This is a genomic window from Blastococcus sp. SYSU DS0510, assembly GCF_054050835.1.
This window is the reverse complement of the sequence record NZ_JBJHAC010000007.1, coordinates 119,482-146,318: the sequence shown is the minus strand read 5'-3', so window position 1 is coordinate 146,318 and position 26,837 is coordinate 119,482. Positions and strand designations below refer to the sequence as shown.

At 73.8% G+C, this 26,837-nt stretch carries 23 protein-coding genes and 1 pseudogene; 10 read left to right on the top strand and 14 right to left on the bottom strand.

Features of this window, described 5'->3' with window-relative positions; genetic code table 11:
- Window positions 1-52: 52 nt before the first annotated feature.
- The 3 genes and pseudogenes from ACI79P_RS08150 to ACI79P_RS08140 all read left to right on the top strand — a co-directional run.
- Window positions 53-130 (top strand): annotated as a pseudogene (locus ACI79P_RS08150) (hypothetical protein); the annotation flags it as partial.
- Window positions 131-177: 47 nt separating this feature from the next.
- Window positions 178-1,032 (top strand): SAM-dependent methyltransferase, encoded by an 855-nt coding sequence (locus ACI79P_RS08145; RefSeq protein ID WP_456580530.1) that lies wholly within the window; start codon window positions 178-180, stop codon window positions 1,030-1,032.
- A gap of 540 nt (window positions 1,033-1,572) precedes the next feature.
- A complete protein-coding gene (locus ACI79P_RS08140) occupies window positions 1,573-2,298 on the top strand; it encodes a DUF2510 domain-containing protein (RefSeq protein WP_456580529.1) in 726 nt (241 codons plus the stop codon).
- Window positions 2,299-2,423: 125 nt separating this feature from the next.
- On the opposite strand, the gene ACI79P_RS08135 is transcribed toward ACI79P_RS08140, so the two are convergent.
- A complete protein-coding gene (locus ACI79P_RS08135; protein WP_456580528.1) occupies window positions 2,424-3,341 on the bottom strand; it encodes a competence protein CoiA family protein in 918 nt (305 codons plus the stop codon).
- Between the two features lie 294 nt (window positions 3,342-3,635).
- Between ACI79P_RS08135 and ACI79P_RS08130 the strand changes: the two genes are divergently transcribed.
- Window positions 3,636-4,607: a quinone oxidoreductase family protein gene (locus tag ACI79P_RS08130; protein WP_456580527.1), complete on the top strand. Its 972-nt coding sequence runs from the start codon at window positions 3,636-3,638 to the stop codon at window positions 4,605-4,607.
- 62 nt (window positions 4,608-4,669) lie between these two features.
- Here ACI79P_RS08130 and ACI79P_RS08125 read toward each other — a convergent pair whose 3' ends face one another.
- From ACI79P_RS08125 to ACI79P_RS08095, 7 genes are all read right to left on the bottom strand, one after another.
- Window positions 4,670-5,626, bottom strand: a complete 957-nt coding sequence (locus tag ACI79P_RS08125; protein WP_456580526.1) for a VWA domain-containing protein — start codon at window positions 5,624-5,626, stop codon at window positions 4,670-4,672.
- Window positions 5,623-6,651 (bottom strand): DUF58 domain-containing protein, encoded by a 1,029-nt coding sequence (locus tag ACI79P_RS08120; RefSeq protein ID WP_456580525.1) that lies wholly within the window; start codon window positions 6,649-6,651, stop codon window positions 5,623-5,625. The genes ACI79P_RS08125 and ACI79P_RS08120 overlap by 4 nt, the downstream gene beginning before the upstream one ends.
- Window positions 6,648-7,919, bottom strand: a complete 1,272-nt coding sequence (locus ACI79P_RS08115; RefSeq protein ID WP_456580524.1) for an AAA family ATPase — start codon at window positions 7,917-7,919, stop codon at window positions 6,648-6,650. The genes ACI79P_RS08120 and ACI79P_RS08115 overlap by 4 nt, the downstream gene beginning before the upstream one ends.
- 267 nt (window positions 7,920-8,186) lie before the next feature.
- A complete protein-coding gene (locus ACI79P_RS08110; RefSeq protein WP_456580523.1) occupies window positions 8,187-9,518 on the bottom strand; it encodes an NlpC/P60 family protein in 1,332 nt (443 codons plus the stop codon).
- 155 nt (window positions 9,519-9,673) lie between these two features.
- Window positions 9,674-11,209, bottom strand: a complete 1,536-nt coding sequence (locus tag ACI79P_RS08105; RefSeq protein WP_456580522.1) for a long-chain-fatty-acid--CoA ligase — start codon at window positions 11,207-11,209, stop codon at window positions 9,674-9,676.
- Window positions 11,210-11,413: 204 nt separating this feature from the next.
- The gene (locus ACI79P_RS08100; protein ID WP_456580521.1) at window positions 11,414-12,172 is read right to left on the bottom strand and encodes an SIR2 family NAD-dependent protein deacylase; all 759 of its coding nucleotides are present in this window, start codon (window positions 12,170-12,172) and stop codon (window positions 11,414-11,416) included.
- On the bottom strand, window positions 12,169-13,191 hold the full coding sequence (locus tag ACI79P_RS08095) for a phosphatase PAP2 family protein (protein ID WP_456580520.1): 1,023 nt from the start codon (window positions 13,189-13,191) through the stop codon (window positions 12,169-12,171). The genes ACI79P_RS08100 and ACI79P_RS08095 overlap by 4 nt, the downstream gene beginning before the upstream one ends.
- Before the next feature lie 263 nt (window positions 13,192-13,454).
- Between ACI79P_RS08095 and ACI79P_RS08090 the strand changes: the two genes are divergently transcribed.
- The 4 genes from ACI79P_RS08090 to ACI79P_RS08075 are packed head-to-tail and all read left to right on the top strand — an operon-like array spanning window position 13,455 to window position 17,965.
- On the top strand, window positions 13,455-16,322 hold the full coding sequence (locus ACI79P_RS08090; protein WP_456580519.1) for an aconitate hydratase: 2,868 nt from the start codon (window positions 13,455-13,457) through the stop codon (window positions 16,320-16,322).
- A complete protein-coding gene (locus ACI79P_RS08085) occupies window positions 16,322-17,083 on the top strand; it encodes an SDR family oxidoreductase (RefSeq protein WP_456580518.1) in 762 nt (253 codons plus the stop codon). Before ACI79P_RS08090 ends, ACI79P_RS08085 begins: the two co-directional genes overlap by 1 nt.
- A complete protein-coding gene (locus tag ACI79P_RS08080; protein ID WP_456580517.1) occupies window positions 17,080-17,790 on the top strand; it encodes a sirohydrochlorin chelatase in 711 nt (236 codons plus the stop codon). Before ACI79P_RS08085 ends, ACI79P_RS08080 begins: the two co-directional genes overlap by 4 nt.
- Before the next feature lie 10 nt (window positions 17,791-17,800).
- Window positions 17,801-17,965: a hypothetical protein gene (locus tag ACI79P_RS08075; protein WP_456580516.1), complete on the top strand. Its 165-nt coding sequence runs from the start codon at window positions 17,801-17,803 to the stop codon at window positions 17,963-17,965.
- A gap of 21 nt (window positions 17,966-17,986) precedes the next feature.
- Here ACI79P_RS08075 and ACI79P_RS08070 read toward each other — a convergent pair whose 3' ends face one another.
- Complete coding sequence (locus tag ACI79P_RS08070; RefSeq protein ID WP_456580515.1) at window positions 17,987-18,265, bottom strand: hypothetical protein; 279 nt, start codon at window positions 18,263-18,265, stop codon at window positions 17,987-17,989.
- 127 nt (window positions 18,266-18,392) lie between these two features.
- On the opposite strand from ACI79P_RS08070, the gene ACI79P_RS08065 reads away from it, so the two are divergent.
- On the top strand, window positions 18,393-19,217 hold the full coding sequence (locus ACI79P_RS08065) for a DUF881 domain-containing protein (RefSeq protein WP_456580514.1): 825 nt from the start codon (window positions 18,393-18,395) through the stop codon (window positions 19,215-19,217).
- Between the two features lie 7 nt (window positions 19,218-19,224).
- Here ACI79P_RS08065 and ACI79P_RS08060 read toward each other — a convergent pair whose 3' ends face one another.
- The 5 genes from ACI79P_RS08060 to ACI79P_RS08040 form a co-directional block, all read right to left on the bottom strand.
- Complete coding sequence (locus ACI79P_RS08060) at window positions 19,225-19,689, bottom strand: SgcJ/EcaC family oxidoreductase (protein ID WP_456580513.1); 465 nt, start codon at window positions 19,687-19,689, stop codon at window positions 19,225-19,227.
- A 256-nt stretch (window positions 19,690-19,945) separates the two neighbouring features.
- Entirely contained in the window at window positions 19,946-21,844 is a 1,899-nt protein-coding gene (locus ACI79P_RS08055; RefSeq protein WP_456580512.1) for an ABC transporter ATP-binding protein, read from the bottom strand.
- A gap of 79 nt (window positions 21,845-21,923) precedes the next feature.
- Window positions 21,924-22,712, bottom strand: coding sequence for an enoyl-CoA hydratase/isomerase family protein (locus ACI79P_RS08050; RefSeq protein ID WP_456580511.1), 789 nt, complete (start codon window positions 22,710-22,712; stop codon window positions 21,924-21,926).
- Complete coding sequence (locus tag ACI79P_RS08045; RefSeq protein ID WP_347057180.1) at window positions 22,709-22,936, bottom strand: helix-turn-helix domain-containing protein; 228 nt, start codon at window positions 22,934-22,936, stop codon at window positions 22,709-22,711. The genes ACI79P_RS08050 and ACI79P_RS08045 overlap by 4 nt, the downstream gene beginning before the upstream one ends.
- A 253-nt stretch (window positions 22,937-23,189) precedes the next feature.
- A complete protein-coding gene (locus tag ACI79P_RS08040; RefSeq protein ID WP_456580510.1) occupies window positions 23,190-24,791 on the bottom strand; it encodes an ABC-F family ATP-binding cassette domain-containing protein in 1,602 nt (533 codons plus the stop codon).
- Window positions 24,792-24,875: 84 nt separating this feature from the next.
- Between ACI79P_RS08040 and ACI79P_RS08035 the strand changes: the two genes are divergently transcribed.
- Entirely contained in the window at window positions 24,876-26,687 is a 1,812-nt protein-coding gene (locus ACI79P_RS08035) for an SCO7613 C-terminal domain-containing membrane protein (RefSeq protein ID WP_456580509.1), read from the top strand.
- Window positions 26,688-26,837: the final 150 nt, after the last annotated feature.

Genomic DNA, 26,837 nt, shown 5'->3' with positions numbered 1-26,837 from the left:
GCTTCTAGGGGCCGGGCGCAGCCGCTGGCGGCATCCGGATGGGCATTCCGCTGTGCTTGTCTCCGCCGAGGACGGGGAAGCGGTTGCCTACGCGCTATGGAAGCTGCAGGAGCGCGGCCGCATGTTCATGGACCCCGGCGTTGACGGCTCCCCGAAATCCGCGGAGGATTTGCGTCCATGGGCGAGTCGCACGAGGAAATGCTTCGTCACTACGAGCCGGGCGGACTTCTGCCGCCAATCGTGGCGGGGTTGCAAGCTCTCGGCAAGGACCTGGACTCGGTCACGCACGAAGATCTCGCGCCGGCCGACGAGTTTCACTCCGCGGGACGTTCGGCCACGCGCGCATTGGTGGAGCTTGCAAAGATTCCGCCAGGATCGCGAGTGCTCGACGTGGGCAGCGGGTTGGGCGGCCCGGCGCGTTACCTCGCCGCAACTTTGGGTTGCGACGTGACAGGCATCGATCTCTCGCCTGAATTCTGCGGGGTGGCCAACGCCCTTTCTCGGATGACGCGGTTGTCCGATCGCACCCGCTTTCAGGCGGGTGATGCCCTGGAGCTTCCGTTCGCCGCGTCCAGCTTCGACGTGGTGTGGACGATACAAATGCAGATGAACATCCGGGACAAGCGCCGCCTGTATTCCGGAATCGCCCGGGTACTCAGGCCGGGCGGGCTGTTCGTCTGCCAGGAAATCTGCGCGGGGAACGGCGAGCCGATCGAGCTTCCGGTCCCATGGGCGAGCCGCGCCAACCAGAGCCATCTGGCCGACGCGGAATCCCTCCGAGGGTTGATCCGCGGTGCAGGTCTCCTGGAGCGCACCTGGCGCGACATTACCGCCGACATCGTGGCGGCGCGCAAGGCACAGCAGGCGAACGCGCAAGCGTCGGCTGCGAGCGGCTCCAGCGCCCCCCCTCCTCCGCTTGGAATGCATCTCGTGCTGGGAGAACAGGCAGCCGTCAAGATGAGTAACTCCGGGCGCAACACCGACGCCGGGCGCACGGTGTTCATCCAGGGCGTATTCGACAAGCCTGGCTAGTGGTCCGATCTCAGCAGGAGCTAGGCGTGCAAGCGGGTCCTGCCCCAGTGGTAAGTCGCCGGCCGGAAAGACACGGCGGGCGCCGCGGTCCTCCACCGCGGGGAGCGCCAGTGTCAGATCCGGTTGATGACCGTTCTCGACAGGTGGCCTACACCGCGGGGCGAAGCCAGCAGCGATCGAGGACCTAGTGTCGCGGCATGCGAGCCGTGCAGATCACCCGCTTCGGCGGTCCCGAAGTTCTCGACGTCGTCGACCTGCCCGCCCCGCCCCGGGGCCCGGCCAGCAACTCTACGAGGTCAGCTCCTCAGGAGTTAACTTTGCCGACACCCACCACGTCGGGCCAGCTTCTCTCTAAGCCTGACGGAGGCCGGGCTCAGGTCGATGAGTCCGCCCCCTCCCCACAGCAGACGCCGTGACGGGCAGCTGCGACATCGCTCCGGAATTAGCAACCGTTCACGCTTCATTGTTCGGCAAGTCCTACAGCCCCACTTACGGGGTGGCACTCTGCTCAATCTTCAGTGCCTGTGCGAATGTGCTCGCATGAGCACAACGCCTCCTGACGGCGCGCCGGAGACCGGCACGCCCGAAGCCACCATCGGCTATGCGAGCAACGACCGTATGCCCGGGATGGCTCCGGGCGCGGGCTGGTATCCCACCCCGACCGGCGAACAGCGGTACTGGGACGGTGAGCAGTGGCTGGCACTACCTCCACCCACCGCCCCTGCCGAAACCGGCATGGCCACCCCGGAAGCCAGTATGGCGCCGAAGAAGCGGCGGGTCGGCAAGTGGCTTGCGATCGCCGGAGCGGTGGCGGTTCTCCTTGGCGTTATCGGCGGCGGTATCGCCTGGAAGTCGGCCAATGATGCACGGGTGGCCGCAGCAGAAGCCGCAGCCGCTGAGGAGAAGGCCGCGGCCGAAGAACGCGAACAACAAGAGCGCGAGGACGCCGCTGCTGCGGCTGCTCAGGAAAGAAGGGACGAGGGGGAGCGCAGCGCGAGGCGCGCGTCGGTCACAGAGATCGAGGCGAGCGTCAAGGCGATGGCCGAGGGCCATGCGGCTGACGACATCATCGACGGTCCGATAATTGACGTGAGTTGCTCTCCGGTTGGCGGCGGTTCGACGGACGACCTCACGGAGCAGACGACCGTTTTCGCGTGCTTTGTCGCCAACGTGGACAACGGCGACGGAACGATGAGTGGGTACAAATACAACGCCACCATGAACTGGTCGAGCGGCTCCTTCACCTACGGCCTCGGCGCGCCCTAAGGAGTCGCTCCAGTCGAACGCCACGCGGAGAACGAGCCGGTCGGGCATGCGCTCGACCGGCTCGTCCGTTCGAGAAGGCTCAGGCACCTGATCGCCCAGGGATTCCACGGCGGCCGATTGCGGAGTCACTGGGATGACTTCAGCGAGGCCCTGAACCTCCAACGTCGGTAGGCCGTGCTCATGAGCTCCTTCTGCAGGGCCTCGTACCTATGCCGCCACTGTGACGCCGTTCGACTTGCTGCGAGGAAACGCTGCTCCGCTTCAGCGACTCGTGCTCGCTCATGATCCAGCTCACTGGTCCGCTGATCGAGCGCCGCCTGCGCTTCGACGAGGTCGCGCTGCCAGCGGCGCGCGGTTGCGTCAAGCGCCCCTAGCCGACGCCGCAAGTCAGACCGCACGCCGGCGCCCTCGTCCAGCCTCGCCTCGAGCTCGGCTATTCGGCGAGCCTGCCATTCTGTGTGCTGCTTCCAGTCGGTCATCGATGCCCAGCCGTTCTGTACGCCGTCAGCAGTCTGTTGCACCGGGCCCCAGTCCACCGTCTTCGCCAGGTGGTCTCTTAAGAAGGTCGCCAGCGCAGGGCGCCGCAACCCTGGCTGCAATCTCCGGGTCCTGCGGTCCAAGGACAGATAGCCCTCCATCACGGAGTAGTAGACGCCATGCACTTCAGTGGTCGCGTAGTGATCGGGCTTCTCCGTCTCCGCGCGTAGTCCCACGGACGGAAGCCGGTCCACCCAGTTGACGTTTCGCGTCACCCAGAGGACCTCATATCCCTGGTGCTGCAGCGACTCAGTGCGACGATGTGCCGTCTCAAGGGGGATGGGCGACAGTTGCACCTCGTAGGCGAGCTTCCGCCCTTGAATCTCCACGTAGACATCCGGGCGCAGCTCACCGACGGTCCGGTCGTACTTGGGCGAGAGGCTCTGCGCCTCAAGACAGTCATGGATCCACCAAGTCAGGGCGACGTGCTCCTCACTCTCCCGCCCTGCTGCACCGGTGGCCCCGTGCCGCTGCTCGGCGTCAACGGCGTTGTGGCGCAGCCACACCCGTTCACCTCGCAAGAAGGGATGAACCGGCTCGCCACAACCGACGCAGCGGAGTCCACCCCGGCTGTGCCAACGTTCGTAGGCCTCCGGCTTGCGGATATCGACCCGCTCGTCATTAGGACCGAAGGCGAGAGTCATGCGCAGGGCGGGGCCCGGGTTCGAACCTGGTCGCCTCCCGCGCATGGGAGCAGCCTCTGCCATGGGTACGACGGTTCTCAACCTTGGCTGACTGCCTGCGGAGCGGCATGCCACTGCCCCGAGGGCGCCGCGACCCCGAAGACCTAGGGTCACGGCATGCGTGCTGTGCAGATCACCCGCTTCGGCGGCCCCGAGGTCATGGACATCGTCGACCTGCCCGATCCCGTCCCGGGGCCCGGTCAGCAGCTCTACGAGGTGAGCTCGGCAGGAGTCAACTTTGCCGACACCCACCAGATCGAGAACAGCTACCTCGCCGAGCAGAAGCTGCCGCTGATCCCGGGTGCGGAGTTCGTCGGCACCCCTGTCGGCGGCGGGCAGCGGGTCGTCGGCCTGCTCGACGGCGGCGGCTACGCCGAGAAGGTCGTGGCCCACGACTTCCTCACCTGGGCCGTGCCCGACGGCGTGAGCGACGAGCAGGCCCTCGCCGTCGTCCTCCAGGGCTCGACCGCCTGGCACCTGCTGCGCACCAGCGCGCACCTCGCCGAGGGCGAAGCCGTCGTCGTCATCGCCGGCGCCGGTGGGGTCGGCTCGCTCGCCGTCCAGCTGGCCCGCCGCTGGGGCGCCGGCCGGGTGATCGCCACCGCCTCCAGCCCGGAGAAGCGGCAGCTCGCCGAGGAGCTCGGCGCGCACGCGACCGTCGACCCGGCGCTCGCCGACGACGACCCGAAGGCCTTCACCGGCGCCCTCCGCGAGGCCAACGGCGGCAAGCCGGTCGACATCGTGCTGGAGATGACCGGCGGCAACGTGTTCAGCGGCTCGCTGTCGGCGCTCGCGCCGTTCGGCCGGCTGGTCACCTACGGCATGGCCGCGCGGCAGCAGACCCACGCCGTCCCGCCCGGCATCCTGATGCAGAAGAGCCGCGCGGTCATCGGCTTCTGGCTGGCGCACTGCATGGCCCGCCCGCAGATGATGGACGACGCGATGACCGACCTGCTGGCCATGGTCGACGCCGGTGAGCTGAAGCCCGTCGTCGGCGGCCGCTACCCGCTCTCCGCCGTCGCCGACGCCCACCAGGACCTGCTCGCCCGCCGCACCACCGGCAAGCTCGTCCTCGACCCCGCCCGGTAACCGGCTGGAACGGCCCCGCCGCAGGGGCCTGCCGCGAGCGGTGGGGGCGGCGGGGTCCGTTCTCAGATGAGGCGGTTGGTCCAGAAGAGGCTGAGGACGGCGCCGATCAGCACCACCAGGACGCCGGCCCGCACGAACCACGGGCTGATGTCCTTCGGCTCGGTGGTGTAACCGATCTGGCTGCCCAGGTCGGCGTACACCTGCTCCAGCTCCGCGGCGCTGGCGGCCTCGCTGTAGCTGCCGCCGGTCTGGTCGGCGATCTCCTCGAGCGCCGCGCGGTCCACCGGCACCGGCACCCGCTCGCCGTCGATGTCGAGGGTGCCGTAGTCGGTGCCGAACGCGATCGTGGAGACCGGGACCCCGGCGGCGCGCGCGGCCTCGATGGCCTGCGTGTCGTCCCGGCCGACGGTATTGGTGCCGTCCGACAGCAGCACGATCCGGGCCGGCGGCGGCTCCTGGCCGCTGCTCTCCAGCGAGGCCTGGAAGTTCTCGATCGCGGCCAGCGAGGTGAAGACCGCCTCGCCGATCGCCGTCGCCTCCGCGAGGTCCAGGTTCTCGATGGCGACCGCCACCTGCGCGCGGTCGGTGGTCGGCGGCACCACCGTGGTGGCCGTGCCGGCGAAGGTCACCAGGCCCAGGTTGATCCGCTCGGGCAGCACGTCGACGAACTCGGTCGCCGCCCGCTGCATCGCCTGGAACCGGGTCGGCTCGACGTCCTCGGCCTCCATGGAGAGGGAGACGTCGACGGCCATGACGACGGTCGCCCGCTCCCGCGGCACCCGCACCTCGGTGCTGGGCACGGCGAGCGACACCACGAGCGTGGCCAGGCCGAGCGCGACCAGCCCGAACGCCAGGTGCCGCTTCCAGCCGGGCCGCTTGGGCACCAGCGAGCCGAGCAGCGCCACGTTCGTGAACCGGGCGGCGTAGGCCTTCCGCCGCAGCTGCAGCACCACGTAGACGGCCACCAGCAGGGCGACCACCAGCAGGGCCAGCAGCCACCACGGGGACTGGAACGTCATCGGGAGGCCCCTCCGCTGCCGGCACGCCGGCGTTCGGCGACGAAGCGGACGACGTCCATGAGCCAGTCACGGTCGGTCCGCAGTTGCAGGTGGCCGGCCCCGGCCCGGCGCAGCGCCGCGGCCACCCGCGCGCGCTGGGCGGCGGCGCCCTCGGCGTACCGGGCACGGAACTCGGCGTCGCCGGTCGGTACCTCGAGCGTCTGGCCGGTCTCGGGGTCGACGACGGTGAGCAGGCCGACGTCGGGCAGCTCCAGCTCGCGGGGGTCGACGACCTCGACCGCCAGCAGATCGTGCCGGGCGCCCAGGCCGCGCAGCGGCCGCTCCCAGTCGTCGTCGCCCAGGAAGTCGGAGATCACCACGACCAGGCCGCGCCGGCGCGGGGGGCGGCGCAGGGTCTCCAGGGCGGCGGCGAGGTCGCCCCGGCGGCCGGTGCCGGCCCGCGGCGTCGCCACCACCGAGCGGAGCAGCCGCTCGGCCCCGAGCCGCCCGGGCAGCGCCGGGTACCGGTCGACCCGCTCCCCCGTGGTGACGACGGCGCCCAGCCGGTTGCCGCCGTGCACGGTGAGGTGCCCGACCGCCGCCAGCCCGGCGATCGCGAGGTCGCGCTTCTGGCAGTTCGCGGTGCCGAAGTCCAGGCTCGCCGAGAGGTCGACCACCGCCCACGTCTCCAGCTCGCGGTCGGCGATCGTCTCCCGGACGTGCGCCACCTGGGTGCGGGCGGTGACCGGCCAGTCCATGCGGCGGACGTCGTCGCCGGGGTGGTAGGTGCGCGAGTCGCCCGCCTCGCTGCCCGAGCCGGGGACGAGGCCGAGGTGGTCGCCCTGCAGCAGGCCGTCCAGCCGGCGACGCACGGTGAGCTCGAGGCGGCGGAGCAGCACGTCGGCCGGCCCGTCGGTGAAGCGCGGCGGCGCCCCGTCCTCACCTCCCGGGCCGGTACCCGAGCCCGGCGTCGCCGGGTGCAGCAGCAGCCCCTTGTGCTCGGGCGCGGCCGGCGGCGGCTCCGCCCGGCGACGGCGGCCGATCACGTCCGCTGCGACCCGGGTGCGCCGTTGGGGCTGCCGTGCGCGCCGTGCTCGCCCGGCGCCGGCCGGCCGGCACCCTGCGGTCCGTGGCCGTAGTGCGGGCCGGCCTGGGGCTGCGGGCCGTTCTGCCCCCACGGCCCGCCCTGCGGCATGCCCTGCGGCGGGCCGAAGAAGGGCCCGGCCTGCCCCTGGGGCACCGACGGCCCGCCCGGCACGCCGGGGCCCCCGCCCGAGGCGCCCTGGCGGGGCGCCACCTGCGGCAGCGGGACGGTCTGCACGATCCGCTTGACGATGTGGTCGGCCGGCACGCCGTCGGCGAGCGCGTCGTAGGAGAGCACCAGCCGGTGGCGCAGCACGTCGGCGGTGACGTCGAGGACGTCCTGCGGGAGCACGTAGTCCCGCCCGCGCACGAGCGCCAGTGCCCGGCCGGCCGCGATCAGCCCGAGCGAGGCCCGTGGGCTCGCGCCGTAGGAGACCCACGTCGCGACGTCCTCCATGCCGTGCTCGCGCGGCGACCGGGTGGCGACGACGAGGCGCACGACGTAGTCGACGAGGGCGTGGTGGACGAACACCTGCGAGGCGGTCCGCTGCAGCCGGCGGAGCTCGTCGGGGCCGAGCACCGTCTCGGCCACCGGGGGCTGGGAGCCCATCCGGTAGATGATCTCGCGCTCCTCCTCGGAGCTCGGGTAGTCGACCAGCACCTTCATGAGGAAGCGGTCGCGCTGGGCCTCCGGGAGCGGGTAGACGCCCTCGTTCTCGATCGGGTTCTGGGTCGCCAGCACGAGGAACGGGTCGGGCAGCGGGTGCGTCACGCCGCCGATGGAGACCTGCCGCTCGGCCATGACCTCAAGCAGCGCCGACTGCACCTTGGCCGGGGCGCGGTTGATCTCGTCGGTGAGCAGGAAGTTGGCGAAGACGGGGCCGAGCTCGGTGTCGAAGGCGTCCTGGCCGGCCTTGTAGATGCGGGTGCCGATGATGTCGGCCGGCACCAGGTCGGGGGTGAACTGCAGCCGGGAGAAGGTGCCGCCGACGACGGTCGCCAGCGTCTCGACGGCGAGGGTCTTGGCGACCCCGGGCACGCCCTCGAGCAGCACGTGGCCCCGGGCGAGGAGCGCGACGAGCATCCGCTCGACCAGGCGGTCCTGGCCGACGATGACGCGCTTGATCTCGAAGAGCACCCGTTCCAGCCGGGCGGCGTCGACCGAGGGGGGCACGGGCGCCTGCGGGTGGGCGGGTGCGCTCTCGGTCGGTGTGCTGGCAGCGCTGGACACGTGGCTCCCTGGTCGTGCCGGGCCGCGACCACCCGGCTCGGGCAGGCCGTCGACGGGGCCGTGCCGTGCCGGCCCCGGCCCAGTGTCCTACACCGGAGCCGTGTGCCGCCGCGCCGTCGCGACCCGCCGTGCGTCCCCTCGCGGAACGACTGCGCAGGAGCGCGATATGCCTGCCCACGGCAGGCCGGGACTGCTAGCGTGTGCGGTGCGTCGGGCAGCTCCCCCCGTGGCTGCCCGACGCCTCACGTCCGGCGGTGGGTCCGCCGCTCAGCGGGCGCTCGGGCGCACGGCGCCAACGTAACCGCGCCACCACATCGCCGACACCTTGATCACGTCGCCGCTCTGCGGGGCCTGCACCACCTTGTTCCCGCCCAGGTACAGGGCGACGTGCGTGATGGAGCGCGGGTTGCCCGGGTCGGTGCCCCAGAAGACCAGGTCACCGGGGCGCAGGTCGTCACCGGCCACCTTGGGCAGCGCGGCGTACTGGTCCCGACTGTTCCGGGGGATGCGGATGCCGGCCTGGGCGTAGGCGTACTGGGTGAGGCCGCTGCAGTCGAAGCCGACGACGCCCGCGTCGGGGTCCTGGCCGGGGCCGGGGCCGCGCGTCCCGCCGCCGCCCCAGGCGTACGGCAGGCCGAGGTGCGCCATGGCGGCGTCGATGGCCTGCTGCGCCGCCGAGGCGTCGCCGGAGCCGACGGGCGCGGGGGTGCTGACCGGCCGGTCGCCGCCCCCGGGGGCCGGGGCGGGAGCGGGGGCCGGTTGCGGGGCCGGGGCCGGGGTCGGGGCCGGGGTCGGGGCTGGGGCCGGGGCCGCGACGACGGTCGCCGTGAGCTCCGCGGCCTCCCGCTCGCCGACGAGGTCCTGCAGCTCCTCCTGGGCGGCGGTCAGTTCCTGCTGGAGCTGCTGCTCCTCGGTGGCGAGATTGGCCGCCTGGGCGCGGGCCGAGATCTCCGCGGTGCGGGCGATCTCCAGCGTGGCCGTCGCCTCGGCCTGCAGCGCGTCGGCCTCCACCAGCGCGGTCTGCGCCACGGCGTCGGCGCGGTCGGCGGTCACCTTGAGCTCGGCGACCCGGACGAGGACGTCGGTCCGGTGCGCGCCGGCCGCCTCGAGCAGGGCGGCGCGCTCGATCAGCTGGCCCGGGTCGCCGGCCGTGACCAGCGCCGCCGCGCCGGAGTAGGTGCTGCCCTCCATGTAGCTGCGCCGCGCGAAGGCGACGACGTCGTCCCGGGCCACACCGAGCTCGGCCGCGGCCTGCGCCGAGGCACCCGCGGCGGCGTCGGCGTGCGCCCGCGCCGCCTCGAAGGCCTCCTGCGTCGCCTGGTACTCGTCCAGCGCGATCGCCGACCTGGCGCGGGCGGCGTCCACGTCGGCCTGCGCGTCCGCCAGCTGCCCGCTGAGCGCACCGATGCGGTCGGCGACGGCAGCGGCGCGCTCCTCGGCGGCGGCGATCTGGCTGTCGCTGGGGCGGCGGGGCGCCGCCTCCGCGACCGCCGGGGTGAGCCCGAGCAGGAGGAGGCCGGCGAGCGCCGTCCCGGCGACCCGCAGCACCGTGCGAGCCCCCGGGGTGCGCGCCGTACCGCTCCGGATAGCGCTGTCCACGTTGTCCGACCTCTTCCAGCACATCGACGACCGGCGCCCGGGCAGGGCGCCACCGTGCTGGTGATCGGTGCGGACGGGGACGTCGTTGAACGCCTCTCACCCCGACGGGTGGGACCCCAGGTCGGGTGAGACGGCGGGAGGTGGGACGACGCCGGCTAGTTGACCTTGCGCTCGCTGCCGGCCCAGAAGTCCTCGCGCAGCTTGAACTTCTGGATCTTCCCGGTGGCGGTGCGGGCCAGCTCGTCGCGGAACTCGACCCGCTTGGGCGCCTTGTACCCGGCGATCCTCGCCTTGCAGTGGGCGATGATGTCCGCCTCCGTGGCCTGCTCCCCCTCGGCCAGGACGACGATGGCGGTGACCATCTCGCCCCACTTCTCGTCGGGGATGCCGATGACCGCGACCTCCGCGACCGCCGGGTGGCTGAACACCACGTCCTCGACCTCGATCGAGGAGACGTTCTCGCCGCCGGTGATGATCACGTCCTTCTTGCGGTCGGAGATCGTCAGGTAGCCGTGCTCGTCCAGCGATCCGCCGTCGCCGGTGTGGAACCAGCCGCCCTCGAGGGCCTCGGCCGAGGCGTCGGGGTTCTCCCAGTAGCCGGCGAGCACGGTGTTGCTGCGCGCCAGCACCTCGCCGCTGTCGCTGATCGCCATCCGGGTGCCGATCGCCGGCACGCCCGCGCGGGAGAGCCGCTTGGCGCGCTCCTCGGGGTCGAGGTCGTCGTACTCGGCGCGCGGCCGGTTGATGGTCAGCAGCGGGGCGGTCTCGGTGAGGCCGTAGATCTGGTTGAACTCCCAGCCGAGCTCGGCCTCGACGCGGGCGATCGTCCGGGACGGCGGCGGCGCACCGGCGACGATGATCCGCACCCGGTCGCGCCCGGGGATCTCGCCCTCCCAGTCGGCGGCGGCGTCCAGGACGGCGTTCCAGACGGCGGGTGCCCCGGCCATCACCGTGACGCCGTGCTGGTCGACGCGGCGCAGGATCTCCGCGCCGTCGATCTTGCGGATCACCACCTGGCGGGCGCCGACGCCGGCCATGGCATAGGGCAGGCCCCAGCCGTTGCAGTGGAACATCGGCAGCGTGTGCATGTAGACGTCGCGGTCGCTGACCTGCATGTGCATGCCGAAGGTGACCGCGTTGACCCAGATGTTGCGGTGGGTCATCTGCACGCCCTTGGGCCGCGCCGTCGTCCCGCTCGTGTAGTTGATCGTCGCCGTGGCGTCCTCGTCGGGCTCCGACCACGGCCGCGCCTCGTCGTCGAACCGGAGCAGCTGCTCGTACTCCTCCCCCGTGCCGAACCGGTGGTCGGTGCGCACGCCCTTGAGCGAGGTCTCCAGCTCGGGGTCGACCAGCAGCACCCGGGCGCCGGAGTGGCCGACGATGTACTCGACCTCCTCGGGCTGCAGCCGGAAGTTGATCGGGACCGCGACGCGGCCCGACGACGGCACCGCCAGCAGCACCTCGAGGAGCCGGGCGGCGTTGTGGCTGACGATCGCCACCCGCTCCCCCTCCCCGACGCCCAGCGCGTCGAGCCCGGCCTGCAGGGCGCGGCCGCGCCGGGCCACCTCCCGGTAGGTCACCTCGCCCAGGGACGGCGCGGGCTGCGCCGGCTCGTCGACGATGCCGACGCGGTCGCCGTAGACGAGCTCCGCGCGGTCGAGGAAGTCGCGACTGGTCAGGGGTACGCGCATGCCGGCTCCCGGGCTGCTGGGCCGGCGCGGGCCGGCCGTCGACGTGGTCCCCGTCACGCTAGCGCTCGGCGGGGACGGCGACGAGCGGCGAGGCGCCCGGCCGGCCCGGCGCCGCTCCAGCCGGGATCAGGGGACCTGATCACGGGGTGTCCTCCCGCACCGTGGGCCGTGCGGGAGGACGCCCGGCGGTGAGGGAGGACGCGGTCAGCCGCCGGCGACCAGCCGGGGCAGCGCGGTGCCGATCGGCTCGCGGACGACCAAGTCGGCGACGTCGTCGTAGGGCGTCGGCTCGGCGTTGACCACCACCACGCGGGCCCCGTGGCGGACGGCGACGTCGACCAGCCCCGCCGCCGGGTGGACCTGGAGGGACGTCCCCACCGCGAGCAGCACGTCGCAGTCGGCGGCGGCCTCCACGGCGGCCTCGACGACGTCGGGGTCCAGCAGCTGCCCGAAGCTGATCGTCGCCGACTTGAGGATCCCCCCGCAGGCCCGGCAGGCCGGGTCGGGCTCCCCCGCCGCCACCCGGTCCAGCGCCTCGGCCATCGTCGTCCGGGCGTGGCAACCCAGGCACTCGACCTCGTGCACGGTGCCGTGGATCTCCACCACCCGCGCGGGGTCCGAGCCCGCCGCCTGGTGCAGCCCGTCGACGTTCTGGGTGACCAGCGCGCGCAGCCTGCCCTGCCGCTCGAGGTAGACGAGCGCGGCGTGCCCGGCGTTGGGCCGCACGTCCTGGGCGCCCAGGTCGCGGCGCATCAGCCAGGCGCGGCGGCGGATGTCGGGGTCGGCCACGTAGTAGGAGAGGGTGACCAGCTTCTCGGCGTCCGGGTCGCGCGTCCACACGCCGTTCGGGCCCCGGTAGTCGGGGATGCCGCTGTCGGTGGAGATGCCCGCGCCGCTGAGCACGGTGATCCGGCCCGCGGCGGTCAACCAGCCGGGCAGCGGGTCGGGAACGGTGCCGCTCACCCCTGCCACGGTAGGGGCACGCGCAACGCCGCGGCCGCGCGCTGCGAGCCTGCCCGGGCCAGGCGCCCGACCGGCGGCGCCAGCAGCACGACGGCGCACGCGTAGGCGGCGCCGAGCAGGGTGTCGACGACGTAGTGCTCCCCCGACCAGACCAGCACCAGGGGCATGAGGACGGCGTAGGCCACCAGCGCGGCCCGCTGCCAGGCCCGCCGGGCCAGCGGCAGGAGCACGAGGCACATGAGGACGGCGAAGGCGGTGTGCAGCGAGGGGACCGCCGCGACGAGGTTGACCTGGCCCTGGCTGGTGTCCAGCAGCACCCCGGCACGGGGCAGCCCGAGCACCTCCCACCCGGCGCTGCTGATCCGTGCGACCGGCTCGATGACGCCCTGCTTGGCCGCCAGCCACGGCGGCGCCGCCGGGTAGAGCACGTAGGTGACGAGCCCGGCCAGGGAGAGCGCCACCACGAGGCGGGCGCAGTGCGCCCAGCGCGCGCGGTCGCGCAGCCACAGCACCGCGAGCACCACGGGTGTGAGGACGAAGTGGCTGCTGTAGACCAGCGTCGCCACGGCCTTCCACCAGTCGGCCTGCACGTGCTCCTGCAGCCAGACCGTGGGCAGCACGCCGCCGGTGAGCCAGCGGTCCGCGTCGGCCACCTCGCGGACGTGCACCGGCACCCCGAGCCCGTCGGCCAGCCCGCGGGTCGCGTCGTAGGCCAGCAGCACGGCCACCAGCGGCAGCCAGTCGGCCAGCAGGCGGAGCACCCGGCGCCAGCCCTGCGTGGCGGCGTGCACGGCCAGCCCGGCGAGCACCCACCCGAGCAGCACCACGCGGTCGGTCGGCAGGCCGCGCGCGGCGCAGGTGAGCGCGAACGCCACCAGGAGGCCGCCCCACAGCCCGCCGGCGACCACCCGGGCTCGCGTGCCGGGCGCGCCGGCCGCGGCGTCGGCGCCGGCCGCGGCGTCCCGGAGGACGGGCGGGGCCGCCGCCAGGGCGGGTGCCGATGGGTCGACCGCGGTCATGGCGCGGGACCGTAACCGCACCGCGACGCACGGTCGGCACACGCGGCGGCGGCGCGCCGTCGGCCGGCGAGCGGTGGGGCTGCTGCGGCTGCGCGGACGGGAGGGTTGCGAGCCACCCGGAGCTCCCGGCCCGGTTTCCCGACCCGTGACAGGGGTCACCGGGTGAGGAAAGGGTCGCCTGACTCGGTGCTCCCGGCCGCGGGCTGGGATGATCGGGGGTGGTCAACGACGCGTGATGAACCACGAGGGGTAGGCGCAGAGAAGTGGCAGCCAGCAAGGACAGCTTCGGGGCCCGGTCGACGCTCGACGTCGACGGCACCCAGTACGACATCTACCGGCTCGACGCGGTGGAGGGCGCGGAGAAGCTGCCCTTCAGCCTGAAGGTCCTCCTCGAGAACCTGCTGCGCACGGAGGACGGCGCGGACATCACCGCCGACCACATCCGGGCGATCGCCAACTGGGACCCGTCGGCCGAGCCCGACCAGGAGATCCAGTTCACCCCGGCCCGCGTGGTCATGCAGGACTTCACCGGCGTCCCCTGCATCGTCGACCTCGCCACCATGCGCGAGGCCATGGCCGAGCTCGGCGGCGACCCGCAGAAGATCAACCCGCTCGCCCCCGCCGAGCTGGTCATCGACCACTCCGTGATCGCCGACGTCTTCGGCACCGAGGACTCGTTCCAGCGCAACGTCGAGATCGAGTACGAGCGCAATGGCGAGCGCTACCAGTTCCTGCGCTGGGGCCAGGGCGCGTTCAGCGACTTCAAGGTCGTCCCCCCGGGCACCGGCATCGTCCACCAGGTCAACATCGAGCACCTGGCGCGCGTGGTCTTCCCGCGCCAGGAGGGTGACCGCGTGGTCGCCTACCCCGACACCTGCGTGGGCACCGACAGCCACACCACCATGGTCAACGGCCTCGGCGTGCTGGGCTGGGGCGTTGGCGGCATCGAGGCCGAGGCCGCGATGCTCGGGCAGCCGGTGTCGATGCTCATCCCCCGCGTGGTGGGCTTCAAGCTCTTCGGCCAGCTGCCGGACGGCGCCACCGCGACCGACCTCGTCCTCACCATCACCGAGATGCTGCGCCAGCACGGCGTGGTCGGGAAGTTCGTCGAGTTCTACGGCGAGGGCGTCTCCGCGGTGCCGCTGGCCAACCGCGCCACGATCGGCAACATGAGCCCCGAGTTCGGCTCCACCGCGGCGATGTTCCCCATCGACGAGGAGACCATCACCTACCTGAAGCTCACCGGCCGCGACGAGCAGCAGGTCAAGCTGGTCGAGGCCTACGCCAAGGAGCAGGGTCTCTGGCACGACGCCTCCCGCGAGCCGGCCTTCTCCGAGTACCTGGAGCTGGACCTCGGCTCCGTCGTCCCCTCGATCGCCGGCCCGAAGCGCCCGCAGGACCGCGTCGCGATCACCGACGCCAAGCCGGCCTTCCGCGCGGCGCTGGCCGACTACGTGGCCGACGACGAGACCGGCGGCGAGGACCGCAAGCCCGGCGTCCCGTCGCAGGAGAAGCCCTACGGCGTCACCTCCTCGGTCGACGAGGCCGTGGCCGAGACCTTCCCGGCGTCCGACCCGATCGCCGAGACCCACGGCAACGGCGAGGCCGGCAAGCCGCACCACTACGACGGCCACGACGTCGGCCGGCGCCCCTCCAAGCCGACCCGCGTGGTCATGGAGGACGGCACCGAGACCGAGATCGACCACGGCCACGTCGTGATCGCCGCGATCACCTCCTGCACCAACACCTCCAACCCGCAGGTGATGATCGGCGCCGCGCTGCTGGCCAAGAACGCCGTCGAGCGCGGGCTGACCAGCAAGCCGTGGGTGAAGACGACGCTGGCCCCCGGGTCCAAGGTCGTCATGGACTACTACGAGAAGGCCGAGCTCACCCCGTACCTGGAGAAGCTGGGCTTCTACCTGGTCGGCTACGGCTGCACGACCTGCATCGGCAACTCCGGCCCGCTCCCCGAGCCGGTCAGCCAGGCGGTCAACGAGGCCGACCTCGCCGTCGTCTCGGTGCTCTCCGGCAACCGCAACTTCGAGGGCCGGATCAACCCGGACGTCAAGATGAACTACCTGGCCTCGCCGCCGCTGGTCATCGCCTACGCGCTCGCCGGCTCCATGGACGTCGACCTGAACAACGACCCGCTGGGTCAGGACGCCGACGGCAACGACGTCTTCCTGCACGACATCTGGCCCTCGCCGCAGGAGGTCCAGCGGGTCATCGACCACGCCGTCTCCGCGGAGCAGTTCGGCCGCAGCTACGAGGACGTCTTCGCCGGCACCGAGCAGTGGCAGAACCTGCCCACGCCGACCGGTGACACCTTCGAGTGGGCCGAGGACAGCACCTACGTGCGGCGCCCTCCGTACTTCGAGGGCATGCCGGCCGAGCCGGCCCCGGTCGAGGACATCACCGGCGCCCGCACCCTGGCGGTGCTCGGCGACTCGGTGACGACCGACCACATCTCCCCGGCCGGCTCGATCAAGGCCGACAGCCCCGCGGGCAAGTACCTGCGCGAGCACGGCGTGGACCGCCGCGACTTCAACTCCTACGGCTCCCGCCGCGGGAACCACGAGGTCATGATCCGCGGCACCTTCGCCAACATCCGGCTGCGCAACCAGCTGGTGCCCGGCACCGAGGGTGGCGTCACGAAGAACCACCTGACCGGCGAGACGACGACGATCTACGACGCCTCGCGCGCCTACATCGACGCCGGCATCCCGCTGGTCGTGCTGGCCGGCAAGGAGTACGGCTCCGGGTCCTCCCGCGACTGGGCCGCCAAGGGCACCGCGCTCCTGGGCGTCAAGGCCGTCATCGCGGAGAGCTACGAGCGCATCCACCGCTCGAACCTCATCGGCATGGGCGTCCTGCCGCTGCAGTTCCCCGAGGGCCAGGACCGCGAGTCGCTCGGCCTGACCGGCGACGAGGAGTTCACCATCACCGGGATCACCGCGCTGAACGACGGCGAGGTCCCGCGCACGGTGAAGGTCCAGGCTCAGGCATCGGACGGTCGGACGACCGAGTTCGACGCCCGGGTGCGCATCGACACCCCCGGCGAGGCGAACTACTACCGCAACGGCGGGATCATGCAGTACGTCCTCCGCTCGCTGCGCGGCTCGGCCGCCTGATGGACCTGGGTCTGGGCGGCCGCGGGTACCTGCTCACCGGCGCGAGCCGGGGGCTGGGCTTCGCGACCGCCCGGACCCTCGTCGACGACGGAGCCCGGGTGCTGGTCAGCTCCCGGACGCCGGAGTCCGTGGACGCCGCCGTCGCCTCCCTGGGTGGGGCGCCGGCGGCGTCCGGCATCGCGGCCGACCTGGCCGACACCGGCGCCGCCGAGCGGCTGGTCGCCTCCGCCCGGGAGCAGCTGGGCAGCATCGACGGCGCGCTGATCTCCGTCGGCGGCCCGGCGCCCGGAAGCGTGCTCGACGTCGCCGAGGAGCACTGGCGGACCGCCGTGGAGAGCGTGCTGCTCGGCCCGCTGCGCCTGGTCAAGGCGCTCGTCCCGCACCTGTCGGACGGCGCCGCGATCGTCTTCGTCCTCTCCATCTCCGCGCGCCAGCCGATCGGCCACCTGGCGATCTCGAACGGGCTGCGCCCCGGGCTGGCGATGACCGCCAAGGCCCTCGCCGACGAGCTGGGGCCGCGCGGCATCCGGGTGCTCGGGCTGCTCCCGGGCACGATCGCCACCGACCGGATCACCGAGATCGAGGCCGCATCCGGTGACGCCGCCGCGATGCGGGCCCGGACCGAGGCAGCCATCCCGCTGCGCCGGGTAGGTCGCCCGGAGGAGTTCGGGCGGGTGGCGGCCTTCGCCCTCTCCCCCGCCGCCTCCTACCTGACCGGGACGATGGTCGCCGTCGACGGCGGCGTCACGCGCGCCCTGTGAACGCCCCGGTCCTCGTCGCCTGCGCCCACGGCACCCGCAACCCGACCGGCCGGCGGCTGATCGCCGAACTGGCCCTCGCCGCCCGCGCCCAGCGCCCCGGGCTGGTCACGACCGCGGCGTTCGTCGACGTGCAGCCACCCACCGTCGTCGACGTCGTCGCCGGCCTCTCCGCCGAGAGGCGGCCCGCGGTCGTCGTCCCGCTGCTGCTGTCGGGCGGCTACCACGTGCACGTCGACATCGCCGGGGCCGTCGCCGCGCACGACGCCGCGGTCGCCGCCCGCCCGCTGGGCCCCGACCCCCGGCTGGCCGCGGTGCTGCACGACCGGCTGCGGGAGTCCGGTGCCGACCCGGGCGACCCCCGTACCGCCGTCGTGCTGGCCGCCGCCGGCTCCAGCGACCCGCGGTCGGTGGCCGACGTCCAGCGCACGGCCGCCCTCCTCCAGGGCTCTTGGGCCGGCCCGGTGACCACCGGCTACGGCTCGGCCGCCACGCCGCCGGTGCCCGACGCCGTCGCCGCGGCGCGGTCCCGGGGCGCCCGGCAGGTGGTCATCGCCGCCTACCTCCTCGCCCCGGGGCACTTCCACGACAAGCTCGCCGGTGCGGGGGCCGACGTCGTCACCGCACCGCTGCTCCCCGACGAGCGGATCGCCGCCGTCCTGCTCGACCGCTACGACGCCGCGCTGCCTGCCGTCGCACCCGGCCGATGACCTCGCCGCGGTGACCTCGCTGATCGGCCTCGGCATCCATCTCGCCCTCGTGGCACTCATTCTGTACACCCTCTACCGGGTGGTGAACCGGGCCGTGCTGCACGCCCTCCGCACCCACCACGCCGAGGTGCGCGCCGCCGCGGCGCCGGACGAGTTCCACCGCCCGGGCGGCTGAGCCCCCGGCGCACGGCCCGGCTCAGGCCTGCCAGCCGAGCAGCCCGCCGCCGACCGCGACCGTGAGGACGAGCACCGCGGCCGCGCTCACCGGCACCAGCGGCGTCCACCAGGAACGGGCGAGCGCGAGCCGGATCAGCCACGCCGCGAGCACCAGCCAGAGCACCCAGAGCGGGAGCAGCGCGTACAACGGCACGGCGAGCCCGCTCACCAGGTAGAAGTAGCCGACCACCAGGTGGGCCGCCCCGGCCACCGCGGCGAGCACCAGGGCACCGAGGTCGCGGGCGGTCGAGGTCGGCACGGCAGGAGTATGGCCCCACCGCGCGGCCCCTCGGGTCGGTCCGGGTTCCGACCGGTCACCTCGTTGCAGTTGCTGGAAGCAGCGGGCGTCGCCGGCGGTCCCGACCGCTGACCTACTGTGGAGTGCGATGGACGGGGACGCGCGCAGGGACGCCGATCCCGCCGGCGAGGTGCCGCCTCAGGTCGCAGAGGACCTCGGCACCGAGGACGGCGCGGCGGCGGGCGCCGAGGACGGCACGGCTGGCTCGGGCCGGACCACCGCCGCGCAACCCTCGACCTCCACCGGAGGGTCATGGTCGGTCCGTTCGTGGAGCCGGCCCGTCGCCGTGGCGGCCACCGCGGCGCTCACCGTGGCGCTGGGGTTCGCCCTCACCGTCCAGATCCGCAACACCGCCGAGCCGACCGACCAGGACGTGCGCCGGGAGGCGGACCTCGTCCTCCTCCTGGACGAGCTCAACGCCCGCGAGGAGGCCCTCCGCCAGGAGATCGGCGACACCCGGCAGACCCTCGACGACCTCGGCAGCGGCCAGGAGGAGTCGGGCAGCGTGCTCGAGGAGGCGCGCTCCCGCGCGGAGGCCATCGGCATCCTGGCGGGGACCCTCCCGGCGAGCGGTCCGGGCGTGGTGCTGACCGTCCAGGACCCCGACGGCACGGTCCCCGCCTCGGTCGTCCTCGGTGCCCTCCAGGAACTGCGGGGCGCCGGCGCGGAGGCCCTCGAGGTCGACGGCGTGCGGGTCGTGGTCTCCAGCGCGGTGACGGGCTCCCCCGGCGCGCTGCGCATCGACGGCCGGCCGCTGAGCTCGCCCTACGAGTTCCGCGCCATCGGCCCGCCCGCCGCCATGGAGATCGCCCTCTCGGTCTCCGGCGGGGTGATCGCCGACATCGGCCGCGAGGGCGCGCGGGCGCGGGTGGAGCAGGTCGACGAGGTCCGGGTGGACGCGATCGTCGGTTGAGCCCGGCTCACTGCGGGATGAGCAGCCCCCGCAGCTCCTCGGTGAGGGCCTCGCGCGCCTCGGGGTGCTGGTGCCACGCCGCCGGGGTGACCTGGAACAGCGAGATCCGCCACCGGCCGCGCCCCTCGTCCACGGCGACCATCGTGTGGACGGCGTTGAGCTCCGGGTCCAGGTCGCTGGCGCCCGCCGGGATCATGCCGGCGTGCGCGGTGAGCATCGCGACGCCGTCGCCGACCGGGCGGACCGAGCGGACCACGGCCACGTAGGCGGGGGTCTGGCGCGACGCGAACACCTGGCGCAGGTCCGCCGCGATGGAGAGCCGGCCGCGGTGGTGGCTCCCGTCGAACCCGATGATGTCCCCGTCGTCGGCGAAGCCGGCCGCCACCCCCGCGCCGCTGCGCCGGTTCCAACCGTCGATGAACTCCGCGTACAGAGCCTGGATCTGGGCGTCCTGCGGGTGCGCTGCGGTCACGTCTCCTCCTCGCTGGCGTTCGCCGGTGCGTGCCGACGCCTGCTGCGGTCCTGCGTGGCCGCGCCAGCCCGGCCACGTGTCCCGGCTGCGGCCGCCTGGGACAGGTGTGACGCTAGTGGTCCGGGTGACCTCACCGTTCGACGCTCGCCGGTGTTCCGCGCCGCCCGATCGGGTGCGACGCGCCGACCACCGAGCGCCCGCCACGATGCGTGCCCGGTCGTGCGCGCAGCGCCATCGGCACCGGGGCCTGGTCGGGTCACCCGACGACGACGGAGCGGGGCTCCCTCTGCGCGAACTGGGTGCGGTGCAGATCGGCGTAGCGGCCCTCGCGCGCCAGCAGCTCCTCGTGCGTGCCCGCCTCGACGATCCGGCCATCGTCGATGACCAGGATCTGGTCGGCGCTGCGGATGGTCGAGAGGCGGTGCGCGATGACCAGCGACGTCCGGCCGGCCAGCGCGGTGTCCAGCGCGTGCTGCACCGCGGCCTCGGACTCGCTGTCCAGGTGGGCGGTCGCCTCGTCGAGGATCACGATGCCAGGAGCCTTCAGCAGCACCCGGGCGATCGCCAGCCGCTGCTTCTCGCCGCCCGAGAGCCGGTAGCCGCGGTCGCCGACCACCGTCTCCAGCCCCTCCGGCAGCGAGCGCACGAGGTCGGCGATGCGGGCGCCGGTGAGCGCGTCCCACAGCTGCTCCTCGGTCGCCTCCGGGCGCGCGTAGCGCAGGTTGGCGCCGATGGTGTCGTGGAACAGGTGGGCGTCCTGGCTGACCACCCCGACCGCGTCGCGCAGCGAGGCCAGCGTCGCCCGCCGCACGTCCACGCCGCCCACCCGCACGGTCCCGCCGGTCGCGTCGTACAGCCGCGGCACCAGGTTGGCGATCGTCGACTTGCCCGCACCCGAGTGCCCGACCAGGGCGACGAGCTGCCCGGGGGCGACGCGGAAGGAGATGTCGTGGAGGACGTCGACCGGGCCGCCGTGCTCGGGCAGCGACACCTCCTCCAGCGACGGCAGCGAGACGTCCGCGCCGGCCGGGTAGCCGAAGGAGACGGACTCGAACTCGATGGACCGGTCGTCGGCCGGCACCGGGACGGCGTCGGGCGCCTCGCGGATCATCGGCGGCAGGTCGAGCACCTCGAAGACGCGGTCGAAGCTGACCATCGCGCTCATGACGTCCACGCGGATGTTCGACAGGGCGGTCAGCGGCCCGTAGAGCCGTGACAGCAGCAGCGCGAGCGCCACGACGTCGCCGGCGCTCAGCTGCCCGGTGAACGCCAGCCAGCCACCGAGGCCGTAGACCAGCGCGGTCGCCAGCGCCGCCACCAGCGTCAGCGCGGTGAAGAAGGTGCGCCCGTACATGGCCGACAGGACGCCGATGTCGCGCACCCGCGCGGCCCGGCCGCGGAAGGACTCCGCCTCGGCGCTCGGCCGGCCGAAGAGCTTGACCAGCAGCGCGCCGGCGACGTTGAACCGCTCGGTCATCGTCGCGTTCATCGACGCGTTCAGGGAGTAGGACTCCCGGGTGATCTCCTGCAGCCGGCGGCCGATGCGGCGGGCAGGCAGGACGAACAGCGGCACGAGCACCAGCGACAGCAGCGTGATCTGCCACGAGAGCGTCAGCATGACGCCCGCGGTGAGCACCAGCCCGATGACGTTGCTGACGACGCCCGACAGCGTCGACGTGAACGCCTGCTGCGCCCCGACGACGTCGTTGTTGAGCCGGCTGACCAGCGCGCCGGTCTGCGTGCGCGTGAAGAAGGCGACCGGCATGCGCTGGACGTGCTCGAAGACCTGGCTGCGCAGGTCGTAGATGACGCCCTCGCCGATGCGCGCGGAGTACCACCGCGTGCCCAGCGAGATCCCGGCGTCGACCACGGCCAGGCCGGCGATGACCAGCGCGATCTGGACGATGTCGCCGGCGGTGCCCTCCAGCCCGGCGATCCGGTTGACGATGTTGCCGGCGAGCAGCGGCGTGATCACGCCGATCACCGAGGAGCCGACGACGAGCAGCAGGAAGAGGGTCAGCTCGCGCCGGTAGGGCCGGGCGATGCCGATGATCCGGCGGACGGTCCCCTTGGGCAGCTGCCGAGCGGTCACCGACGGGTCCCGCCTGAAGGACCGCATCGCCGCCATGGAGGTCATGGACTGGCTCACGTCCATGCCACCTCCCTCGTCCCCGGGGCCGCGCCCCGGCGGCATCTGCAACCGGGGCGCGACCGCGCTTGTTCCTGGGAGTGTCTCAGCGGCCCCTGACGAGATCGTGCAGCCGCTGCACCTGGGCGGCCCGCTCGGCGGCGTCCTGGCTCTCCGGGTCGTTGCGGACGGCGGAGCGGACCAGCGCGGCGGTGGCCCGGCTGGCGCCCACCGGCGGCGCCACCAGCGCCGCGGCTAGGTCGGCGACGGCGTCGTCCAGCTCCCCCCGCGGCACGACGACCGTGGCCAGGCCGATCGCCTGGGCCTCCGTGGCGCCGACCGCGCGACCGGTCATGCACAGCTCCAGCGCCCGCGAGTAGCCGACGAGCTCGACCAAGGTGCTGGTCCCGGTCAGGTCGGGCACCAGGCCGAGCGTCACCTCGGGCAGCCGGAGCTGGGCGTCGTCGGTGAACACCCGCAGGTCGCAGGCGAGGGCCAGCTGCGCGCCGGCGCCGATGGCGTGGCCCTGCACCGCGGCGATCGAGACGACGCCCGGTGAGCGGAGCCAGCGGAAGCCGGCCTGGTAGCCGCGGATCCGCTCCTGGGCCTCGTCGACCGGCAGCCGGACGAGCTCGCCCAGCCCACCGCCGCTGCCGTTGCCGGTCTCGAACATGCTGCGGTCGAGCCCGGCCGAGAAGGACCGGCCCGAGCCGCGCAGGACCACGACGCGGACGTCCTCGTCCAGCGCCGCGCCGACGTCGGCCAGCGCCTGCCAGGTGGCGGGCGTCTGGGCGTTGAGCTGCTCCGGGCGGTCGAGGGTGACGGTGAGGACGGCGCCGTCGCGACTGCTCCGCACCCAGCCGGGCGTGGGGGGATCGGTGGGGTCGGGGGTCACGCCTTCTTGCTGTTCCGGTTGGCCCCGCCGCGGCTGCGCAGCGAGGCCCCGGACTCCGAGAGCAGCCGGTGCACGAAGCCGTAGGACCGGTTCGTCGAGGTGGCCAGGGAGCGGATGCTCTCCCCCTCGTCGTACCGCTTGCGCAGCTCGTCGGCGAGCGTCGACCGGTCACCGCCGGTGATCCGCTTGCCCTTGCCGAGGTCCGCAGTGCTCGTGTCGGCCATGGCTCCCCTCCGTGTCGGCCACCGACCGGCCCACCGGCGTGCCGATGGGGGGTGGCGGCCCGTAGTTGGCTGTCACCGTCGTCCCGTCGACCACGGCGCCCGCCTCCCCATGATCACCCAGACGCGTGACGTCGGCCATGTGAAGCGGCCTTCCGAGCCGGGCCCGGAGGGTCCCCGGCGAGCGCCAGGGACGCGCTCCGCGCAGCAGGGGGACGGCACCTGGCCGCCGTGTCGGCCGGAGGCCGACAGAGGGTCAGGCCAGCTCGACCAGGTCCGCGAGGTCCTCGCTCCAGGCGTCCTCGGTGCCGTCGGGCAGCAGGATCACCTTGTCCGGGTCCAGCGCCCGCACCGCACCCTCGTCGTGGGTGACCAGCACGATCGCGCCGGCGTAGGTGCGCAGCGCCTCGAGCACCTGCTCGCGGCTGGCCGGGTCCAGGTTGTTGGTCGGCTCGTCGAGGAGCAGCACGTTGGCCCCCGAGACGACCAGCGTCGCCATCGCCAGCCGGGTGCGCTCGCCGCCGGAGAGGGTGCCGGTGCGCTGGTCGACCGTCTCGCCGGAGAACAGGAAGGCGCCGAGGATGCGCCGCAGCTCGGTGTCGGTGCTGTCGGGCGCGGACGAGCGCATGTTCTCCAGCAGCGTCCGGTCCATGTCCAGGGTCTCGTGCTCCTGGGCGTAGTAGCCCACCCGCAGCCCGTGGCCGGCCTTGACCTCGCCGGTGTCGGGGTTCTCGGTGCCGGCGAGCATCCGCAGCAGCGTGGTCTTGCCCGCCCCGTTGAGCCCGAGGACGACGACGCGCGCGCCCCGGTCCACCGCGAGGTCGACGTCGGTGAAGATCTCCAGCGAGCCGTAGCTCTTGGAGAGCCCCTCCGCGGTGAGGGGTGTCTTGCCGCACGGGGCCGGCGTCGGGAAGCGCAGCTTGGCGACCTTGTCCTGCACCCGCACGTCGGCCAGGCCGGCGGCCAGGCGCTCGGCCCGCTTGTCCATGCTCTTGGCGGCCTTGGCCTTGGTGGCCTTGGCGCGCATCTTGTCGGCCTGGGCGTTCAGCGTGTCGATCTTGCGCTCGGTGTTGGCCCGCTCCTGCCTGCGGCGCCGCTCGTCGGTCTCCCGCTGCGCCAGGTAGGGCTTCCAGCCGAGGTTGTAGACGTCGACGGTGGCCCGGTTGGCGTCCAGGTGCCACACCTTGTTGACGACGGCGTCGAGCAGCTCGACGTCGTGGCTGATGACGATGAGCCCGCTCTTGTGGCCGCCCAGGAACCCCTTGAGCCAGGTGATCGAGTCGCCGTCGAGGTGGTTGGTCGGCTCGTCGAGCAGCAGGGTCTCGGCGTCGGAGAAGAGGATGCGGGCGAGCTCGACGCGGCGGCGCTGACCGCCGGACAGGGTGCGCAGCGGCTGGGCCAGCACGCGGTCGGGCAGGCCCAGGTTGGTGCAGATGCGCGCCGCGTCGCTCTCGGCGGCGTACCCGCCCAGCGCGGCGAACTGGTCCTCGAGCCGGCCGTAGCGGCGGACGGCGCGGTCGCGCTCGTCGTCGTCCGCGGGCTCGGCCATGGCGATCTGGGCCTTGACCAGCTGCGCCTTCAGGACGTCCAGGCCGCGGCCGGAGAGCACCCGGTCGCTGGCGGTGATGTCGAGGTCGCCGCTGCGCGGGTCCTGCGGCAGGTAGCCGATCTCGCCGCTGACCTCCACCTTCCCGGCGTGCGGCAGGCGCTCGCCGGCCAGGGTGGTGAGCGTCGTGGTCTTGCCGGCGCCGTTGCGCCCGACGAGCCCGATGCGGTCACCGGGCTGCACCCGCAGGGAGGCCTCGCTGATGAGGATGCGGGCGCCGGCACGCAGCTCGAGGCCGGTCGTCGTGATCACTGCACCCAGGGTAGGCGCTCGACCGCCGGGTTCCGAACGGATTCGCCGTGATTCGGGCGGCACCCCCGCGGGCAGGGTGCTCCGGTGACCCCGGAGGCGCGGACGACCCGCCCGGTATCGCCGCCGTTCCCGTACGCGGCCCGCCCGCCGCAGGTGCTCCTGGCCGTGGGCGCCGTGCTGCTGGTGAGCGGCGCCGCGGCGCTCGCCTCCGCCCACGGCGGCCCGCTGCTGCAGGGGGCGCTCCTGGTCCTCGCCGCGGTCGCCGCCGCGGTCTCCGTCCGGGCCGACCGCGCGCGGCTGCGCAGCTCGGCCGAGACCTTCGCGGCCAGCGCCGCGGGCCTCGCCCTGGCGGCCGGGGACGTCGCCGCACTGGGCACCGGGGACGCCCTGCTGCCGCTCGCCCTCGCCGGCGCCTTCGTCGGGCTGCAGCGCGTCTCCCCCGCCACCGCCGCCTGGCCGCTCGCCGCCTGGGCCGGCCTGCAGCTCGCCGTCCTGCGGCTGCTGGACGGGGTCGCGGCCGCCGTGCGCACCGAGTTCCTGCTCGCGGTGGCGCTGGCGGGGCTCGCGGTCGTGCTCTCCGCCCGGCCGCTGGTGGCCCGGCTGGTCCTGGCGACGACGGCTCCCTGGTTCGCGGCCGGGGTGCTGGCCGGCCTGCGCGAGGCGTGGACGGCCACGGCCGGAGAGCGGTGGATCGCCGCGGCGCTGGTGGCGGGCGCCGCGGCCGGTCTGCTGCTCGCCCGGCTGCGCGAACCGCTGGACGTGCTGCTCGGGCCCCCACGCCTGGTCCCCGTCGTCTCCGGGGCGGTGACCGGCGCCGCCGTCGCGGGGGCGTCCGCCGCCGGTGGGCCGGTCGCCGTCGCCGTGGCCGGGTTCGCCGGCGTGCTGACCGCCGCCGTGCCGGCCGGCTCCCTGAGCGGGTGGCGCCGCGGCCTGCTGCTGCCGGCGGCGCTGAGCGGGGGCGTGCTGCTGGCCGTGCTGTCGGTGCTCCGCCTGGTCGCGGGCGCCCACTGGTCGGCGCTGGCGCTGCTGCTGGTCCTCACCGCGGCCCCGACGGTGTGGGTGGCGGCGCTGCGGCCCGACGACCGGGAGGTGGCGGCGCCGACGGCGGTCGGCTGCCTGGCGGGGGCCGCCGTCCTCGGCATGCCCGACGGCTGGGCCTCCCCCGCGGGGGCCGCCGTCCTGCTGACCGCGCTGTACGTGGCCGCGCTGGGCACGGCCGCGGTGCTGGACCGGGACTCCCGGCGGGCCACGGTCACCGCCGCCGCGCTCGTCGCCGCCCTGGCCGTGCTCCTCCTCGTGGTCCGGGGTGACCGGGCCCAGGTGCTGGTGCACCTCGCGGTCCAGGGCGCGGCCACGCTCGCCTGGGCGTGGTGGACCGGCCGGTCGGCCGCCCGCGACACCGGCATGGAGACCGACGCCACGGCCGCCTGGCGGGTGGGCGCGGCGCAGCTGGTCCTGGCCTGCTGGATCGCCGCGGCCCTCGCCGGGACCGGCACGGTGGAGGCGTACACCCTCCCGGCCGCCGGAGGCCTGCTGCTGGCGGCGGGGCGGGCCCTCGGGCGGGAGGCGTCGTGGCCGTCGTGGGGCCCGGGCCTGCTGGTGGCGGCGGTCCCGTCGACCGCGCTCGCCGTCCTCTCCCCCGACGACCCGCGGGCCGTGCTCGTGCTGGCCGCTGCCGCGGCGGCGATGGTGGCGGGGAGCCGGGCCGGCGTCCGCGCCCCCATCCTGGTCGGGGCCGGGTCGGCGCTGGTGCTGGCGCTGGGCCTCGCGGTGCGGGCACTGCCCTGGCCGCTGGCCGCCGCGCTGGCGGTCGGGACCGTGCTGCTGTTCGTGGGGGTGGTGCGCGAACGCGCGCCGGTCGCCGGCTTCGCCGCCCGCCTCGCCGACCTCCGGTGACCCGCGTCGGCCGCAGCACCACGAGCGGGCAGAGGCGCTGCGGCTGCAGGGGCTCACCGCCCGCATCGACACGGAGGTCTGGGCCCGGCGCCGCCGTCGACTGGCTCGAGGCCCGGAGCGACGTCGACGCGGCACGGATCGGCATCGTCG